Source organism: Mesorhizobium sp. RCAM 05104 (assembly GCF_059683645.1).
Genome location: NZ_CM185033.1, coordinates 222,138 through 236,442, shown reverse-complemented (window position 1 = coordinate 236,442; position 14,305 = coordinate 222,138). Strand labels below are relative to the sequence as shown.

At 61.6% G+C, this 14,305-nt stretch carries 23 protein-coding genes and 1 pseudogene; all 24 read left to right on the top strand.

Going from position 1 to position 14,305, the window contains the following annotated elements:
• Nucleotides 1-19: 19 nt before the first annotated feature.
• The 24 genes and pseudogenes from rplB to AC56QP_RS01135 all read left to right on the top strand — a co-directional run bounded on the left by rplB (nucleotide 20) and on the right by AC56QP_RS01135 (nucleotide 14,274).
• A complete protein-coding gene (gene rplB / locus AC56QP_RS01250; RefSeq protein WP_024505067.1) occupies nucleotides 20-853 on the top strand; it encodes a 50S ribosomal protein L2 in 834 nt (277 codons plus the stop codon).
• 16 nt (nucleotides 854-869) lie between these two features.
• On the top strand, nucleotides 870-1,148 hold the full coding sequence (gene rpsS, locus AC56QP_RS01245) for a 30S ribosomal protein S19 (RefSeq protein ID WP_006205463.1): 279 nt from the start codon (nucleotides 870-872) through the stop codon (nucleotides 1,146-1,148).
• 2 nt (nucleotides 1,149-1,150) lie between these two features.
• Nucleotides 1,151-1,540: a 50S ribosomal protein L22 gene (gene rplV, locus AC56QP_RS01240; RefSeq protein ID WP_006205462.1), complete on the top strand. Its 390-nt coding sequence runs from the start codon at nucleotides 1,151-1,153 to the stop codon at nucleotides 1,538-1,540.
• Nucleotides 1,540-2,265 carry a 30S ribosomal protein S3 gene (rpsC, locus tag AC56QP_RS01235; protein ID WP_091584605.1) on the top strand — a complete coding sequence of 242 codons (726 nt, stop codon included), beginning with the start codon at nucleotides 1,540-1,542 and terminating at the stop codon, nucleotides 2,263-2,265. Before rplV ends, rpsC begins: the two co-directional genes overlap by 1 nt.
• 27 nt (nucleotides 2,266-2,292) lie before the next feature.
• Entirely contained in the window at nucleotides 2,293-2,706 is a 414-nt protein-coding gene (rplP, locus tag AC56QP_RS01230; protein WP_013531427.1) for a 50S ribosomal protein L16, read from the top strand.
• A gap of 13 nt (nucleotides 2,707-2,719) precedes the next feature.
• Entirely contained in the window at nucleotides 2,720-2,920 is a 201-nt protein-coding gene (gene rpmC / locus AC56QP_RS01225; RefSeq protein ID WP_006205459.1) for a 50S ribosomal protein L29, read from the top strand.
• An 11-nt stretch (nucleotides 2,921-2,931) separates the two neighbouring features.
• The gene (gene rpsQ, locus AC56QP_RS01220) at nucleotides 2,932-3,171 is read left to right on the top strand and encodes a 30S ribosomal protein S17 (protein ID WP_010909280.1); all 240 of its coding nucleotides are present in this window, start codon (nucleotides 2,932-2,934) and stop codon (nucleotides 3,169-3,171) included.
• A gap of 72 nt (nucleotides 3,172-3,243) precedes the next feature.
• A complete protein-coding gene (gene rplN / locus AC56QP_RS01215; protein ID WP_006205457.1) occupies nucleotides 3,244-3,612 on the top strand; it encodes a 50S ribosomal protein L14 in 369 nt (122 codons plus the stop codon).
• Nucleotides 3,613-3,624: 12 nt separating this feature from the next.
• Entirely contained in the window at nucleotides 3,625-3,939 is a 315-nt protein-coding gene (rplX, locus tag AC56QP_RS01210) for a 50S ribosomal protein L24 (protein ID WP_013531428.1), read from the top strand.
• Nucleotides 3,932-4,510: a 50S ribosomal protein L5 gene (gene rplE / locus AC56QP_RS01205; RefSeq protein ID WP_091584608.1), complete on the top strand. Its 579-nt coding sequence runs from the start codon at nucleotides 3,932-3,934 to the stop codon at nucleotides 4,508-4,510. Before rplX ends, rplE begins: the two co-directional genes overlap by 8 nt.
• 27 nt (nucleotides 4,511-4,537) lie before the next feature.
• Entirely contained in the window at nucleotides 4,538-4,843 is a 306-nt protein-coding gene (rpsN, locus tag AC56QP_RS01200) for a 30S ribosomal protein S14 (protein ID WP_010909282.1), read from the top strand.
• A 12-nt stretch (nucleotides 4,844-4,855) separates the two neighbouring features.
• A complete protein-coding gene (rpsH, locus tag AC56QP_RS01195; RefSeq protein WP_006205453.1) occupies nucleotides 4,856-5,254 on the top strand; it encodes a 30S ribosomal protein S8 in 399 nt (132 codons plus the stop codon).
• Nucleotides 5,255-5,346: 92 nt separating this feature from the next.
• The gene (rplF, locus tag AC56QP_RS01190) at nucleotides 5,347-5,880 is read left to right on the top strand and encodes a 50S ribosomal protein L6 (protein ID WP_091584610.1); all 534 of its coding nucleotides are present in this window, start codon (nucleotides 5,347-5,349) and stop codon (nucleotides 5,878-5,880) included.
• A gap of 138 nt (nucleotides 5,881-6,018) precedes the next feature.
• Nucleotides 6,019-6,378: a 50S ribosomal protein L18 gene (rplR, locus tag AC56QP_RS01185; RefSeq protein ID WP_091584612.1), complete on the top strand. Its 360-nt coding sequence runs from the start codon at nucleotides 6,019-6,021 to the stop codon at nucleotides 6,376-6,378.
• Nucleotides 6,379-6,513: 135 nt separating this feature from the next.
• Nucleotides 6,514-7,077, top strand: coding sequence for a 30S ribosomal protein S5 (rpsE, locus tag AC56QP_RS01180; RefSeq protein WP_006333394.1), 564 nt, complete (start codon nucleotides 6,514-6,516; stop codon nucleotides 7,075-7,077).
• 25 nt (nucleotides 7,078-7,102) lie between these two features.
• Nucleotides 7,103-7,300, top strand: coding sequence for a 50S ribosomal protein L30 (rpmD, locus tag AC56QP_RS01175; protein WP_006205449.1), 198 nt, complete (start codon nucleotides 7,103-7,105; stop codon nucleotides 7,298-7,300).
• A 22-nt stretch (nucleotides 7,301-7,322) separates the two neighbouring features.
• Complete coding sequence (rplO, locus tag AC56QP_RS01170; RefSeq protein ID WP_027028844.1) at nucleotides 7,323-7,796, top strand: 50S ribosomal protein L15; 474 nt, start codon at nucleotides 7,323-7,325, stop codon at nucleotides 7,794-7,796.
• Nucleotides 7,797-7,989: 193 nt separating this feature from the next.
• The gene (gene secY / locus AC56QP_RS01165) at nucleotides 7,990-9,330 is read left to right on the top strand and encodes a preprotein translocase subunit SecY (RefSeq protein ID WP_015317976.1); all 1,341 of its coding nucleotides are present in this window, start codon (nucleotides 7,990-7,992) and stop codon (nucleotides 9,328-9,330) included.
• Nucleotides 9,327-9,923, top strand: a complete 597-nt coding sequence (locus AC56QP_RS01160; RefSeq protein ID WP_497100850.1) for an adenylate kinase — start codon at nucleotides 9,327-9,329, stop codon at nucleotides 9,921-9,923. The genes secY and AC56QP_RS01160 overlap by 4 nt, the downstream gene beginning before the upstream one ends.
• Nucleotides 9,924-10,114: 191 nt before the next feature.
• Nucleotides 10,115-10,483 (top strand): 30S ribosomal protein S13, encoded by a 369-nt coding sequence (gene rpsM, locus AC56QP_RS01155; protein WP_006205445.1) that lies wholly within the window; start codon nucleotides 10,115-10,117, stop codon nucleotides 10,481-10,483.
• Between the two features lie 128 nt (nucleotides 10,484-10,611).
• Nucleotides 10,612-11,001, top strand: a complete 390-nt coding sequence (gene rpsK / locus AC56QP_RS01150) for a 30S ribosomal protein S11 (protein WP_006205444.1) — start codon at nucleotides 10,612-10,614, stop codon at nucleotides 10,999-11,001.
• Between the two features lie 101 nt (nucleotides 11,002-11,102).
• Complete coding sequence (locus tag AC56QP_RS01145) at nucleotides 11,103-12,113, top strand: DNA-directed RNA polymerase subunit alpha (protein WP_013531438.1); 1,011 nt, start codon at nucleotides 11,103-11,105, stop codon at nucleotides 12,111-12,113.
• A 39-nt stretch (nucleotides 12,114-12,152) separates the two neighbouring features.
• A complete protein-coding gene (gene rplQ, locus AC56QP_RS01140) occupies nucleotides 12,153-12,584 on the top strand; it encodes a 50S ribosomal protein L17 (protein ID WP_023799277.1) in 432 nt (143 codons plus the stop codon).
• A gap of 198 nt (nucleotides 12,585-12,782) precedes the next feature.
• Nucleotides 12,783-14,274, top strand: a pseudogene (locus AC56QP_RS01135) (DegQ family serine endoprotease).
• Nucleotides 14,275-14,305: the final 31 nt, after the last annotated feature.

Sequence of the window (14,305 nt, the reverse complement as noted above, 5' to 3'; positions counted from 1 at the left end):
AGGCCGCGAGGACAGAACAATGGCACTGAAAAAATTCAACCCGGTAACGCCGAGCACCCGCCAGCTGGTCATCGTCGACCGCTCGGGCCTCTACAAGGGCAAGCCCGTGAAGGGCCTGACCGAAGGCCTGACCAAGTCGGGCGGCCGCAACAACCACGGTCGCATCACCGCCCGCTTCATAGGTGGTGGTCACAAGCGTTCGTACCGCATCATCGACTTCAAGCGCCGCAAGTTCGACGTCGTCGGCACGGTCGAGCGCATTGAATACGATCCGAACCGCACCGCCTTCATCGCGCTGATCAAGTACGACGATGGCGAGCTGTCCTACATCATCGCTCCGCAGCGTCTGGCTCCCGGCGACAAGATCGTGTCCGGTGAATCGGTCGATGTGAAGCCGGGCAATGCGATGCCGCTGGCTTCGATGCCAGTCGGCACGATCGTCCACAACATCGAGCTGAAGCCGGGCAAGGGCGCCCAGGTTGCCCGTTCGGCAGGCGGTTATGGCCAGCTGGTCGGCCGTGACCAGGGCATGGCGATCCTGCGCCTCAACTCGGGCGAGCAGCGTGTCGTTCACGGCTCCTGCATGGCCACCGTCGGTGCCGTGTCCAATCCGGATCATGGCAACATCAACGACGGCAAGGCCGGTCGCACGGTTTGGCGCGGCAAGCGTCCGCACAATCGCGGCGTGACCATGAACCCGGTCGACCATCCGCACGGCGGTGGTGAAGGCCGCACCTCGGGTGGCCGTCATCCGGTCAGCCCCTGGGGCAAGCCGACCAAGGGCAAGAAGACGCGGTCCAACAAGGCGACCGACAAGTTCATCCTGCGCTCGCGCCATCAGCGCAAGAGCTAAGAAGAGGTAACGCCAAGTGACTCGTTCGATTTGGAAAGGCCCCTTCATTGACGGCTACCTTCTCAAGAAGGTGGACAAGGTTCGTGAAGGTGGTCGCAATGAGGTGATCAAGATGTGGAGCCGTCGCTCCACCATCCTGCCGCAGTTCGTCGGCTTCACCTTCGGTGTCTACAACGGCCAGAAGCATGTTCCCGTCTCGGTGAACGAGGACATGGTCGGTCACAAGTTCGGTGAATTCGCTCCGACCCGGACCTATTACGGTCACGGCGCGGATAAGAAGGCGAAGAGGAAATAATCATGGGCAAGGCCAAAGCTCCGCGCAGGCTTGCTGACAACGAAGCGCGCGCCGTGTTGCGCACGATCCGTATCAGCCCGCAGAAGCTGAACCTGGTTGCCGCGCTCATCCGCGGCAAGAAGGTCGCGACAGCGCTATCCGACCTCGAATTCTCGGCCAAGCGGATTTCCGGCACGGTCAAGAAGACGCTGGAATCGGCGATCGCCAACGCGGAAAACAACCACGACCTCGACGTCGATGCGCTGATCGTGGCGGAAGCCTATGTCGGCAAGTCGATCGTCATGAAGCGGTTCCATGCTCGTGGACGTGGTCGCGCCAGCCGTATCGAGAAGCCGTTCTCGCACCTCACGATCGTTGTTCGTGAAGTCGAAGAAAAAGGGGAGGCCGCATAATGGGCCAGAAAGTCAATCCGATCGGTCTTCGCCTCGGCATCAACCGCACCTGGGATTCGCGCTGGTTCGCGAACACCGGCGAGTACGGCAAGCTGCTGCATGAGGACATCAAGATCCGCAAGTATCTTGAGAAGGAACTCAAGCAGGCCGCGATCTCCAAAGTCGTGATCGAGCGTCCACACAAGAAGTGCCGCGTCACTATCCATGCTGCGCGTCCGGGCCTGATCATTGGCAAGAAGGGCGCTGACATCGAGAAGCTTCGCAAGAAGCTGATGGAGATGACGAAGTCCGAGACGCACCTCAACATCGTTGAAGTGCGCAAGCCGGAGATCGACGCGACTCTGGTCGCCCAGTCGATCGCCCAGCAGCTCGAGCGCCGCATCGCGTTCCGCCGCGCCATGAAGCGTGCCGTTCAGTCGGCGATGCGCCTCGGTGCCGAAGGCATCCGCATCAACTGCGCCGGCCGTCTTGGCGGCGCCGAGATTGCGCGCATGGAGTGGTACCGTGAAGGCCGCGTGCCGCTGCATACGCTGCGCGCCGATGTCGACTACGGCACGGCCGAGGCACATACGGCGTACGGCATCTGCGGCGTCAAGGTCTGGGTGTTCAAGGGCGAGATCCTCGAGCATGACCCGATGGCTTCGGAGCGTCGCGCCACTGAAGGCGACAATGCGCATGGCGGTGGTGGTGATCGCGAACGCGGTCGTCGTCGCGAAAACGCCTGAGACATTTAGGAATTTGGAGTTAGAACGATGCTGCAGCCAAAGCGCACAAAGTTCCGCAAGCAGTTCAAGGGCCGTATCCATGGTACCGCAAAGGGCGGTACCAACCTGGATTTCGGTGGTTTCGGGCTGAAGGCGCTTGAGCCGAACCGCGTCACCGCGCGTGAGATCGAGGCGGCCCGCCGCGCGATCACTCGCGAAATGAAGCGCGCTGGTCGCGTCTGGATCCGTATTTTCCCGGACGTGCCGGTCACTTCGAAGCCGACCGAAGTTCGTATGGGTAAGGGCAAGGGCGCGGTCGACTACTGGGCGGCGCGCGTCAAGCCGGGCCGCATCATGTTCGAGATCGACGGCGTCAATGAAGAAACCGCCCGTGAGGCACTGCGTCTCGGCGCGGCCAAGCTCTCGGTCAAGACGCGCTTCGTGCAGCGCATCGCAGAATAAGGACGGGCTGATCATGAAAGCCGAAGACATCCGGACCAAGACCCAGGACCAGCTGACCGACGACCTGGCCAGCCTGAAGAAGGAGCAGTTCAACCTGCGCTTCCAGAAGGCCACCGGCCAGCTCGAGAAGACCGCACGCGTGAGGCAGGTCCGCAAGGACATCGCGCGTATCAAGACCATCGCTGCGGAAAAGTCCGCGGCTAAGAAGGCTTAAGGACGAAAACCATGCCAAAGCGCATTCTGCAGGGCACCGTCGTCAGCGACAAGAACGAGAAGACGGTTGTCGTCAAGGTCGAACGGCGCTTCACGCATCCCGTGATGAAGAAGACCGTGCGCATGACCAAGAAGTACAAGGCGCACGACGAAAACAACGCCCACAAGGTTGGCGATCAGGTGTTCATCCAGGAATCGAAGCCGATTTCCAAGGATAAGCGCTGGATCGTCGTGTCTTCGGACCAGGCGTAAACAAACGAATTTTGGACAGACCGGGGAGGGGCTTTGAGCCCGTCCCGTTAGAAAAGAAGAAGGCGGCCAGTCATGATTCAGATGCAAACAAACCTCGACGTCGCGGATAATTCCGGCGCCCGTCGTGTCATGTGCATCAAGGTGCTGGGCGGCTCGAAGCGGAAATACGCTTCCGTGGGCGACATCATCGTGGTGTCGATCAAGGAAGCCATTCCGCGCGGCCGCGTGAAGAAGGGCGATGTGATGAAGGCGGTCGTGGTTCGCACGGCCAAGGACATCCGCCGCCCGGACGGCAGCGTGATCCGTTTCGACAAGAACGCGGCCGTTCTCGTCGACAACAAGAAAGAGCCGATCGGCACGCGTATCTTCGGACCGGTTCCGCGCGAACTCCGCGCCAAGAACCACATGAAGATCATCTCGCTCGCGCCTGAAGTGCTGTAAGGAGCCGGACCAATGCAAAAGATTAGAAAAGGCGACAAGGTCGTCGTGCTGGCCGGCAAGGACAAGGGCCGTTCGGGCGAAGTCCTCTCGGTACAGCCGAAGGAAGACACCGCGCTGGTGCGCGGCGTCAACATGATCCGTCGTCACCAGAAGCAATCCCAGTCCCAAGAGGGCGGGATCATAACCAAGGAAGCGCCGATCCAGCTGTCGAACATCGCGCTGGCCGACCCCAAGGATGGCAAGCCGACCCGCGTCGGCTTCATCTTCCAGAAGGACGGCAAGAAGGTGCGCGTCGCCAAGCGCTCGGGAGAAGTCATCAATGGCTAAGGCTCAATCCAAGCAGGCGACTGCCCAGAACACGCCGCGTCTCAAGCAGGTCTACAACGAGACCATTCGCAAGGCGCTGCAGGAACAGTTCGGCTACGAGAACGAGATGCAGGTTCCGCGCATCGACAAGATCGTGCTGAACATGGGCGTCGGCGAAGCGACCGGCGATTCGAAGAAGCCTTCGATCGCCGCCGAGGACCTGGCGATGATCGCCGGCCAGAAGGCCGTCGTCACCCGCGCCCGCAACTCGATCGCCGGCTTCAAGGTCCGCGAGAAGATGCCGATCGGCGCCAAGGTCACGCTGCGCAAGGAACGCATGTACGAGTTCCTCGACCGCCTCGTGAACATCGCATTGCCACGCGTCCGCGACTTCCGCGGCCTGAATCCGAAGAGCTTCGATGGCCGTGGCAACTACGCCATGGGCATCAAGGAACACATCGTGTTCCCGGAGATCAACTACGACAAGGTTGATCAGATCTGGGGCATGGACGTCATCGTTTGTACGACTGCGAAGACGGACGACGAAGCCAGGGCATTGCTCAAGGCCTTCAACTTCCCCTTCCGCCAGTAACGGCAGCGAGAAAAGGAAAAATCTGAAATGGCAAAGACCAGCTCAGTCGAGAAGAACAACAGGCGCCGCAAGCTTGCCGACCAGTACGGTCCCAAGCGTGCAGCCCTCAAGGCGATCATCATGGATCAGTCCAAGCCGATGGAGGAGCGCTTCCGCGCTCAGCTCAAGCTTGCTGCCTTGCCGCGCAACTCCGCCAAGATCCGAATCCGTAACCGCTGCGAAGTCACCGGCCGTCCGCGCGCCTACTATCGCAAGCTCAAAGTATCGCGCATCGCGCTTCGTGATCTCGGCAACAACGGCCAGATCCCGGGCCTGGTCAAGTCGAGCTGGTAAGGAGGACATAACATGTCATTGAGCGATCCTCTCGGCGATATGCTGACCCGCATCCGCAACGCCTACGGCCGCAAGAAGTCGAGTGTTTCGACGCCGGCTTCGCGTCTGCGCACCCGCGTCCTCGACGTGCTGAAGGCTGAAGGCTATATCCGCGACTACAGCCAGACCGATTTCGACAACGGCAAGTCCGAGATCGAAATCGAGCTGAAGTATTTCGACGGTGCACCGGTGGTGCGCGAAATCGCCCGCGTCTCGAAGCCTGGCCGCCGCGTCTATGTTTCGGCCAAGTCGATCCCGCACGTCGCCAACGGCCTCGGCATCGCCATCCTTTCGACACCGAAGGGCGTGATGGCCGATCACGAAGCACGCGAACAGAACGTCGGCGGTGAAATCCTCTGCCAGATCTTCTGATCTGGCGTGTGACCGGCAAAATCGGAATCCGGTTTTCGGGATCATGCCCGAAAACAGAGACCTGAAACAAGAGAAGTGACGAGGACAACAAAATGTCTCGTATTGGAAAGAAACCCGTTTCGCTGCCGCAGGGCGTGACCGCGACCGTCAACGGCCAGACCGTGACGGCGAAGGGCCCCAAGGGCGAGCTGAAGTTCGTGGTGAACGAAGAAGTCCTGGTCAAGATGGAAGGCAGCGAGATCGCTGTCCAGCCGCGCGACCAGACCAAGACGGCCCGCTCCAAGTGGGGCATGTCGCGCACGCAGATCGTCAACATCCTGCAGGGCGTCAAGGACGGTTTCGAGAAGAAGCTCGAGATCACCGGCGTCGGCTATCGCGCCGCCATGCAGGGCAAGAACCTGCAGTTGGCCCTTGGCTTCAGCCATGATGTCGTTTACGAGACCCCGGCTGGCATCACGATCACTGTGCCGAAGCCGACGGAAATCACCGTGACCGGCATCGACAAGCAGCAGGTCGGCCAGGTTGCCGCCGAGATCCGCGAATATCGCGGTCCTGAGCCCTACAAGGGCAAGGGTGTCCGCTACGCTGGCGAGAAGATCGTCCGCAAGGAAGGCAAGAAGAAGTAGTGGGCTTGGCCCCGAAAAGCTGCAGACTTTTCGGAAAGGACCAAGCTAAAGAGATGTAACGCCGCGGGGAGCGGTCGCGGGAGGCGCTTTCGCCTACCGCATAGGGCGGCCCCCGTTTTGTGAAGGCAAGGAACTATCATGGCTACCAAGGAATCCATCCAGCGCCGCGCGCAGCGCGTCCGCCGTCAGATCAAGAAGGTCGCCGGCGAGCGTCCGCGTCTGTCGGTCCACCGCACGTCGAAGAACATCTATGTGCAGGTCATCGACGACGCGAAGGGTCACACCATCGTCGCGGCCTCGACGCTCGAGAAGGACCTCAAGGGTTCGCTCAAGACCGGCGCCGACACCGCCGCCGCTGCCGCGATCGGCAAGCTGATCGCCGAGCGCGCCACTAAGGCCGGCGTCAAGGAAGTCGTCTTCGACCGCGGCGCCTACATCTATCACGGCCGCGTCAAGGCGCTCGCCGAGGCTGCCCGTGAAGGTGGTCTGAGCTTCTAAACATGATCCCGAAAAGTCGCAGACTTTTCGGATAAGGATCATGCGAAGGGAAAAATGACTTTCGCCCCCGGTGACCCACAGAGGCGCCGGATCTTATCAGCAACCGTGCTTCCGGAAAAAAACAAGGAACAGGATATGGCACAGGAACGTAGGGATGGCGGCCGCGGCCGCGATCGTGAAGAACGCGATGACGGCATGGTGGACAAGCTCGTCCACATCAACCGCGTCGCCAAGGTCGTCAAGGGCGGCCGTCGCTTCGGTTTTGCAGCACTCGTCGTCGTCGGCGACCAGAAGGGCCGTGTCGGCTTTGGTCACGGCAAGGCGCGCGAAGTGCCGGAAGCTATCCGCAAGGCAACTGAATCGGCAAAGCGCGACATGATTTTCGTGCCGCTGCGCTCGGGTCGCACGCTGCACCACGACGTCGAAGGGCGTTGGGGCGCTGGCCGTGTTCTGCTGCGCGCCGCCAAGCAAGGTACCGGCATCATCGCCGGTGGCCCGATGCGCGCTGTCTTCGAGACGCTCGGCATGCATGATGTGGTCGCCAAGTCGATGGGTTCGTCGAACCCGTACAACATGGTTCGCGCCACGTTCGACGCGCTGAAGAGCCAGATGCATCCCAAGGATGTGGCTGCCGCGCGCGGCATCAAGTATTCGACCCTTCAGGCCCGCCGCGGCACCGCCGTTGCGGCTGAAGAATAGTCGACGCTGACCAGGGATTTTGACCATGGCCAAGAAAGCAACCAAGACCATCACCGTTGAGCAGATCGGTTCGCCGATCCGCCGTCCGAAGGAGCAGCGCGCGACGCTGGTCGGGCTCGGCCTCAACAAGATGCACAAGCAGCGCACGCTGGAAGATACGCCCTCCGTGCGCGGCATGATCGCCGCCGTCCAGCATCTCGTCCGCGTCGTGGACGAGGGCTGAGCCAAAGCGCAGGAGAACTCAGATGAAACTCAACGATCTGCGTGACAAGGACGGCGCGACGCATTCCAAGAAGCGTCTCGGCCGCGGCATCGGCTCCGGCTCCGGCAAGACCGGTGGTCGCGGCGTCAAGGGCCAGAAGGCGCGCTCCGGCGTCGCCATCAACGGCTTCGAGGGTGGCCAGATGCCGCTCTATCGGCGTCTGCCGAAGCGTGGCTTCAACAACATCTTCGCCAAGAGCTTCACCGTTGTGTCGCTGGCCCGTATCCAGGTCGCCATCGACGCCAAGAAGCTCGACGCGAAGGCAACCGTGACGGCTGAATCGCTCGTTGCCGCCGGCGTCATTCGCCGCGTCAAGGATGGCGTGCGCATCCTCTCCGACGGCGAGATCAAGGCGAAGCTCGCCTTTGACGTTGCCGGCGCATCCAAGGCCGCGATCGAGAAGATCGAAAAGGCCGGTGGTTCGGTCAAGCTGCCGGAAAAGGCAGCTGCCGAGTAACGGCAATTTGAAGCGCGATCGGCAAGAGTGGGATCCGTTTTTTGCTCACGATTGCGCTTTGATCTGCTCAATTAGGCGGCCGCGTCAACGCGGCCGCTTGCATGTTTAGAGCCCGGAGCTTATCTCGTGAGCTTCGGTGAAACGCACCGCCTGACCTTCGGGCCATCAAGCGTTACCAAGCGGAGAATCAGGCATGGCTTCGGCTGCTGAACAACTAGCCTCGAATCTGAATTTCTCGGCCTTCGCCAAGGCGGAGGACCTGAAGAAACGCATCTGGTTCACCATCGGCGCGTTGCTCGTCTATCGCCTCGGCACCTATATTCCGCTTCCCGGCATCAATCCCGACGCCTTCGCGCAGGCCTTCTCCTCGCAGAGCAAGGGTGTGCTCGGCATGTTCAACATGTTCGCCGGCGGTGCCGTGCAGCGCATGGCGATCTTCGCGCTGGGCATCATGCCGTACATTTCCGCCTCCATCATCATGCAGCTGATGACCTCGGTCATCCCGTCGCTGGAAGCGCTGAAGAAGGAAGGCGAGCAGGGCCGCAAGGTCATCAACCAGTACACGCGCTACGGCACCGTGCTTTTGGCGCTGGTTCAGGCCTATGGCATTTCGGTGGGCCTGGAGAACGGCAACGGCATCGTCAGTGATCCCGGCATGTTCTTCCGCATCTCGACCGTCGTCACACTGGTTGGCGGCACCATGTTCCTGATGTGGCTCGGCGAGCAGATCACCGCGCGCGGCATCGGCAACGGCATCTCGCTGATCATCTTCTCCGGCATCGTCGCCGGCCTGCCGCACGCCATTTCCGGCACGCTTGAGCTTGGCCGCACCGGGGCCCTGTCGACCGGCCTGATCCTGGCGATCATCGTCCTGGCCATCGTCGTCATCGCCCTCATTGTGTTCTTCGAACGTGCCCAGCGCCGCCTGCTGATCCAGTATCCGAAGCGTCAGGTCGGCAACCGCATGTTCCAGGGCGACACCTCGCATCTGCCGCTGAAGCTCAATACATCAGGCGTCATTCCGCCGATCTTCGCCTCCTCGCTGCTGTTGCTGCCGGCCACCGTTGCCGGCTTCTCGCAGACGACCAACATGCCGGCCTGGGCGAGCACCATCCTGGCTTCGCTCGGCCACGGTCAGCCGCTCTACATGGCATTCTATGCGGCGATGATCGTGTTCTTCGCCTTCTTCTATACTGCGATTGTCTTCAACCCGAAGGACACCGCCGATCAGCTCAAGAAGCATTCGGGCTTCATCCCGGGCTATCGCCCGGGCGAGCGCACCGCCGATTATATCGATTACGTTCTCACCCGCATCACCGTCGTCGGCGCCATCTATCTGGTGCTGGTGTGCCTGCTGCCGGAGTTCCTGATCTCGGCGACTGGCGTACCATTCTACCTTGGTGGCACATCGCTTCTGATCGTGGTCAGTGTCACGCTCGATACGGTTGCGCAGATTCAGGGACACCTGATCGCGCACCAGTATGAAGGCCTGATCAAGAAGTCGAAGCTGCGCGGGGGGAAGAAAGCCAGATGAGGTTGATTTTGCTTGGGCCGCCAGGGGCGGGCAAGGGGACACAAGCACAAAGACTGGTAGAAAAACACGGCATACCCCAGCTTTCGACGGGCGACATGCTGCGTGCTGCCGTCCAGGCCGGTACCGAGGTCGGTAAGCGCGCCAAGGCGGTGATGGATGCCGGTGAACTGGTGTCCGATGCCATCGTTAATGCGATCGTCGCCGAGCGTATCGATCAGGCCGATTGCGCGAAGGGGTTCATCCTCGACGGATACCCGCGAACCCTGGTTCAGGCGGACGCGGTGGAAGCAATGCTTTCGGATCGTTCCCAGGGCCTGGATGCCGTTGTCGAACTTGTCGTCGACGACAAGGCGCTGGTTGGTCGAATCGTCAAGCGCGCCAATGAGGCACAGGCCGCCGGTCTGCCCGTACGCAAGGACGATAATCCGGCCGTCTTCGAGGAACGCCTGAGAGAGTACTATAAGAAGACGTCGCCGCTGATTGGCTACTATTATGCCAAGGGCAAGCTCAGGAGCGTCGACGGCATGGCCGACATCGATGAGGTGACGGAGCAGATCGAGGCAGTGCTCAAGGCGGCAACGCGGCGAAATTAACGATTGCGCTTGACGGGAGCGGTTCGCTGCGGTATGGCGGCCCGTCTTCCTATCAGGCATGGGCTTTGCTTGTCCGCAAGGGCAAGGCAGCCGCTTTGAACTGGAAACTCCCGCATGGGCCGGCCTCCACCGGACGCGGGGCAACTTAAGATAGCGCCGGTTCGTCCGGCCCACATGGAGAAGAGAAGAACATGGCTCGTATAGCCGGCGTTAACATTCCGACCAACAAGCGCGTCGTCATCGCGCTTCAGTACATTCACGGCATCGGCAAGAAGTTCGCCCAGGAGATCGTCGACAAGGTCGGCATCCCGGCCGAACGTCGCGTCAATCAGCTGACCGACGCGGAAGTGCTGCAGATCCGCGAAACGATCGACCGCGACTATCAGGTCGAGGGCGACCTGCGCCGCGAAGTGTCGATGAACATCAAGCGGCTCATGGACCTCGGCTGCTACCGCGGCCTGCGTCACCGCCGTTCGCTGCCGGTTCGCGGCCAGCGCACGCATACCAATGCGCGCACCCGCAAGGGCCCGGCCAAGTCGATCGCCGGCAAGAAGAAGTAAGTTTCGGACGGCTTGTCCGTCTCGCCCGGCAGCTTCGGCTGCCGGTTGCGTTTTCCCGGCAACTGAAAAACGGGAAGGGTGGAGCCGCTGGCATTACGGCGGTGTAGAGATCAACTGAAAGGACTATCATGGCCAAGGAAGCCGCTCGTGTTCGCCGTCGCGAACGCAAGAATATCTCGTCGGGCGTTGCCCACGTCAATTCGACCTTCAACAACACGATGATCACCATCACCGACGCGCAGGGCAATTCGATTGCCTGGTCGTCGGCCGGTGCCCAGGGCTTCAAGGGTTCGCGCAAGTCGACCCCGTTTGCCGCCCAGATGGCTGCCGAGGACGTTGCCAAGAAGGCCCAGGAACACGGCATGCGCATGCTCGAAGTCGAGGTCTGCGGACCCGGCTCCGGTCGTGAATCGGCGCTGCGCGCCCTGCAGGCGGCCGGCTTCACCATCACCTCGATCCGTGATGTGACGCCAATCCCGCACAATGGTTGCCGCCCGCGCAAGAAGCGCCGCGTCTAAGAAATTACCGAACGCCGCGCGAACGCCAGGAGCGTTCCTCCGCGGTATTCCAGGTCGCCCGCCACGATTGGATGGTGGCGGGTCAACGGAAGGAAAGCATCATGATCCAGAAAAATTGGCAGGAACTGATCAAGCCGAACAAGATCGAGTTCTCGTCGAAGAAGAAGACACTGACCACTCTGGTCGCCGAGCCGCTCGAGCGCGGCTTTGGCCTCACGCTGGGCAACGCGCTGCGTCGCGTGCTTCTGTCTTCGCTGCGCGGTGCGGCTGTTACCGCCGTGCAGATCGACGGTGTTCTGCATGAATTCTCGTCCATCGCCGGTGTGCGCGAGGACGTGACCGACATCGTCTTGAACATCAAGGAAATCGCCATCCGCATGGAAGGCGATGGCCCCAAGCGCATGGTCGTTCGCAAGCAGGGACCAGGTGCGGTTCTCGCCGGCGACATCCAGACGGTTGGCGACGTCGAGATCCTCAACCCCGACCACGTCATCTGCACGCTGGACGAAGGCGCTGAAATCCGCATGGAATTCACCGTCGACACCGGCAAGGGCTACGTGCCGGCAGACCGCAACCGCGCCGAGGACGCGCCGATTGGCCTCATCCCGGTCGACAGCCTCTATTCGCCGGTCAAGAAGGTCTCCTACAAGGTCGAGAACACCCGCGAAGGCCAGGTTCTCGACTATGACAAGCTGACCATGACGATCGAGACCGATGGTTCGATCACCGGCGAGGACGCAGTGGCTTTCGCCGCTCGCATCCTGCAGGACCAGCTTGGTCTGTTCGTCAACTTCGACGAGCCGCAGAAGGAAGTCGCCGCCGAAGCCGTCACCGAGCTCGCCTTCAACCCGGCGCTGCTCAAGAAGGTCGACGAGCTCGAGCTTTCGGTGCGTTCGGCCAACTGCCTGAAGAACGACAACATCGTCTATATCGGCGACCTGATCCAGAAGACCGAAGCCGAGATGCTGCGCACCCCGAACTTCGGCCGCAAGTCGCTGAACGAGATCAAGGAAGTGCTGGCGGCGATGGGCCTGCACCTCGGCATGGAAGTGCCGGACTGGCCGCCGGAAAACATCGAAGACCTCGCCAAGCGTTACGAAGATCAGTATTGAGGCTGAGGCCTCTCGAACCCGCAATGAAGGAGAAGAGCCATGCGCCACGGATTTAAGGGCCGCCGGTTCGCCCGCAGCATAAGCCACCGCAAGTCGATGTTCGCCAACCTGGCGGTGTCGCTCATCGAGCACGAGCAGATCCTCACCACCCTGCCGAAGGCGAAGGACCTGCGTCCGATCGTCGAGAAGCTGGTGACGCTCGGCAAGCGCGGCGACCTGCACGCCCGCCGCCAGGTGATCGCGCAGATCGGCAATGAAGGCGTCGTCAAGCGCCTGTTCGACACCATCGCCCCGCGTTACGCCACCCGCAACGGCGGCTATTTGCGCATCATGAAGGCGGGCTTCCGCCACGGCGACAACGCCGCGATGGCGGTTATCGAATTCGTCGACCGCGACACCTCGGCCAAGGGCGCCGGCGACCGCGCCCGCATCGAGGCGGAAGGCACCGACGAGGAAGCCGCGGCCGCATAAGGCTCGGCTTTTCCTAGAGAGTTCAAAGGGGCCTGCGGGCCCCTTTTGTTTTCTTGAAGCGGCAATTTGCGGCGAACCGGATTTCTTGCCAGGAACCGAGGGCCTTTTGGCTGAAATATTCGGATTTCAGGGGCTTAGCCTTTCATTTTGCACAATCGTCGGGACAATGCGCCCGAACTCGCCTTGGAGGATTCGCGAATGCGCGCCAAAAGACTGTCCCTTGTTCTGCTCTGCGCCATGCTGACGTTCGCAGCCGCGCCGGCAGACAGGCAGGCTCTTGCCGAGGATGCCCCCAAGGCCGATCCGGGTCTTTCCGACGTCCTGACCGACCTGCTGCACGGCGTGGAAGGCGAGAACACCACATCGGGGCCTGACAAGCGCGTGCCCTTCGGCCGCGAGGAGGTTCAACTGTCGTTCGCGCCGCTGGTCAAGCAGACGGCGCCCGCCGTGGTCAATGTCTATGCCTCGCAGACGGCCAAGGTCACGTCGCCTTTTGAAGGCGATCCGTTCTTCGAGGAGTTTTTCGGCCGCGCGCAGCCGCGGGCGCAGTCTTCGCTTGGCTCGGGCGTGCTTGTCGATCCAAGCGGCGTCATCGTCACCAATTTTCACGTCATCAAGGACGCCGACGAGGTCAAGGTGGCGACCGCCGATGGGCGCGAATTCACCAGCAAGGTGATGTTGAAAGATGAGACGCTCGATCTTGCCGTGCTCAAGATCGAGTCCGACAAGCCGTTTCCCGTCATCGCCATCGGCGATTCCGATGCGCTCGAGGTCGGCGACCTGGTGCTGGCCATCGGCAATCCCTTCGGCGTCGGACAGACCACGACGAGCGGCATCGTTTCGGCGCTAGCCCGCAGCCATATCGGCGTTTCGGATTCGGGCTATTTCATCCAGACCGATGCCGCCATCAATCCCGGCAATTCCGGTGGTGCGCTGATCAACATGGGCGGCCAGCTGGTCGGCATCAACACCGCCATCTACAGCCGCAGCGGTGGCTCGATCGGCATCGGCTTTGCCATCCCCGCCAATATGGTGCGGGCTTTTGCCGATGCCGCCAAGGCCGGCCTCGATTTCTTCGAGCGGCCCTATATCGGTGCCGAGTTCGAAGCGGTGACGCCGCAGATCGCCGAATCGCTTGCCATGGAGAAGCCGACCGGCGCGCTGGTGTCTTCGGTCGACGCGGCGGGCCCGGCGGGCAAAGCCGGGCTGAAGCCGGGCGATGTCGTGCTGCAGATCAACGGCAAGCCTGTCGAGAGCATCGAGGCGCTGGACTATCGCATGGCGACGCTGTCGATCGGTACCAAGGCCAACTTCGCGATCCTGACCAAGGGACAACAAGCAGCGATGGACATCGCGCTCGAGCGCGCGCCGGAGGGTACAAAAGCCTCGGAAGTGACGCTGCATGGCCGCAGCCCATTCTCCGGCGCCAAGGTCGCGGAACTGTCACCGCGGCTCGCCCAGAAGCTCGGCCTGCGCACCGACCTCAAAGGCGTGACGGTGATCGACATCAACCGCGATCTCGCCGGCCGCCGATTTCGGCTTCCAGCCCGGCGACATCGTGCGCGAGGTGAACGGCACGACCATCGATACCGCGGCAACGCTGGCGCAGGTCGCCCAGCAGGATACGCGCTGGTGGCGCTTTACCGTCGAGCGCGGCGGGCAGATACTGCGTCAGGTGTTGCGTTATTAGAGCACGGGCCCGTGCAATCGGGCTCATGCTC

Excerpts from the sequence above, each read along its gene's own strand:
- rplB (WP_024505067.1), top strand. The coding sequence starts at position 20 with ATGGCACTGAAAAAATTCAACCCGGTAACGCCGAGCACCCGCCAGCTG.
- rplV (WP_006205462.1), top strand. The coding sequence starts at position 1,151 with ATGGGCAAGGCCAAAGCTCCGCGCAGGCTTGCTGACAACGAAGCGCGC.
- rpsC (WP_091584605.1), top strand. The coding sequence starts at position 1,540 with ATGGGCCAGAAAGTCAATCCGATCGGTCTTCGCCTCGGCATCAACCGC.
- rplP (WP_013531427.1), top strand. The coding sequence starts at position 2,293 with ATGCTGCAGCCAAAGCGCACAAAGTTCCGCAAGCAGTTCAAGGGCCGT.
- rpmC (WP_006205459.1), top strand. The coding sequence starts at position 2,720 with ATGAAAGCCGAAGACATCCGGACCAAGACCCAGGACCAGCTGACCGAC.
- rpsQ (WP_010909280.1), top strand. The coding sequence starts at position 2,932 with ATGCCAAAGCGCATTCTGCAGGGCACCGTCGTCAGCGACAAGAACGAG.
- rplN (WP_006205457.1), top strand. The coding sequence starts at position 3,244 with ATGATTCAGATGCAAACAAACCTCGACGTCGCGGATAATTCCGGCGCC.
- rplX (WP_013531428.1), top strand. The coding sequence starts at position 3,625 with ATGCAAAAGATTAGAAAAGGCGACAAGGTCGTCGTGCTGGCCGGCAAG.
- rplE (WP_091584608.1), top strand. The coding sequence starts at position 3,932 with ATGGCTAAGGCTCAATCCAAGCAGGCGACTGCCCAGAACACGCCGCGT.
- rpsN (WP_010909282.1), top strand. The coding sequence starts at position 4,538 with ATGGCAAAGACCAGCTCAGTCGAGAAGAACAACAGGCGCCGCAAGCTT.
- rpsH (WP_006205453.1), top strand. The coding sequence starts at position 4,856 with ATGTCATTGAGCGATCCTCTCGGCGATATGCTGACCCGCATCCGCAAC.
- rplF (WP_091584610.1), top strand. The coding sequence starts at position 5,347 with ATGTCTCGTATTGGAAAGAAACCCGTTTCGCTGCCGCAGGGCGTGACC.
- rplR (WP_091584612.1), top strand. The coding sequence starts at position 6,019 with ATGGCTACCAAGGAATCCATCCAGCGCCGCGCGCAGCGCGTCCGCCGT.
- rpsE (WP_006333394.1), top strand. The coding sequence starts at position 6,514 with ATGGCACAGGAACGTAGGGATGGCGGCCGCGGCCGCGATCGTGAAGAA.
- rpmD (WP_006205449.1), top strand. The coding sequence starts at position 7,103 with ATGGCCAAGAAAGCAACCAAGACCATCACCGTTGAGCAGATCGGTTCG.
- rplO (WP_027028844.1), top strand. The coding sequence starts at position 7,323 with ATGAAACTCAACGATCTGCGTGACAAGGACGGCGCGACGCATTCCAAG.
- secY (WP_015317976.1), top strand. The coding sequence starts at position 7,990 with ATGGCTTCGGCTGCTGAACAACTAGCCTCGAATCTGAATTTCTCGGCC.
- AC56QP_RS01160 (WP_497100850.1), top strand. The coding sequence starts at position 9,327 with ATGAGGTTGATTTTGCTTGGGCCGCCAGGGGCGGGCAAGGGGACACAA.
- rpsM (WP_006205445.1), top strand. The coding sequence starts at position 10,115 with ATGGCTCGTATAGCCGGCGTTAACATTCCGACCAACAAGCGCGTCGTC.
- rpsK (WP_006205444.1), top strand. The coding sequence starts at position 10,612 with ATGGCCAAGGAAGCCGCTCGTGTTCGCCGTCGCGAACGCAAGAATATC.
- AC56QP_RS01145 (WP_013531438.1), top strand. The coding sequence starts at position 11,103 with ATGATCCAGAAAAATTGGCAGGAACTGATCAAGCCGAACAAGATCGAG.
- rplQ (WP_023799277.1), top strand. The coding sequence starts at position 12,153 with ATGCGCCACGGATTTAAGGGCCGCCGGTTCGCCCGCAGCATAAGCCAC.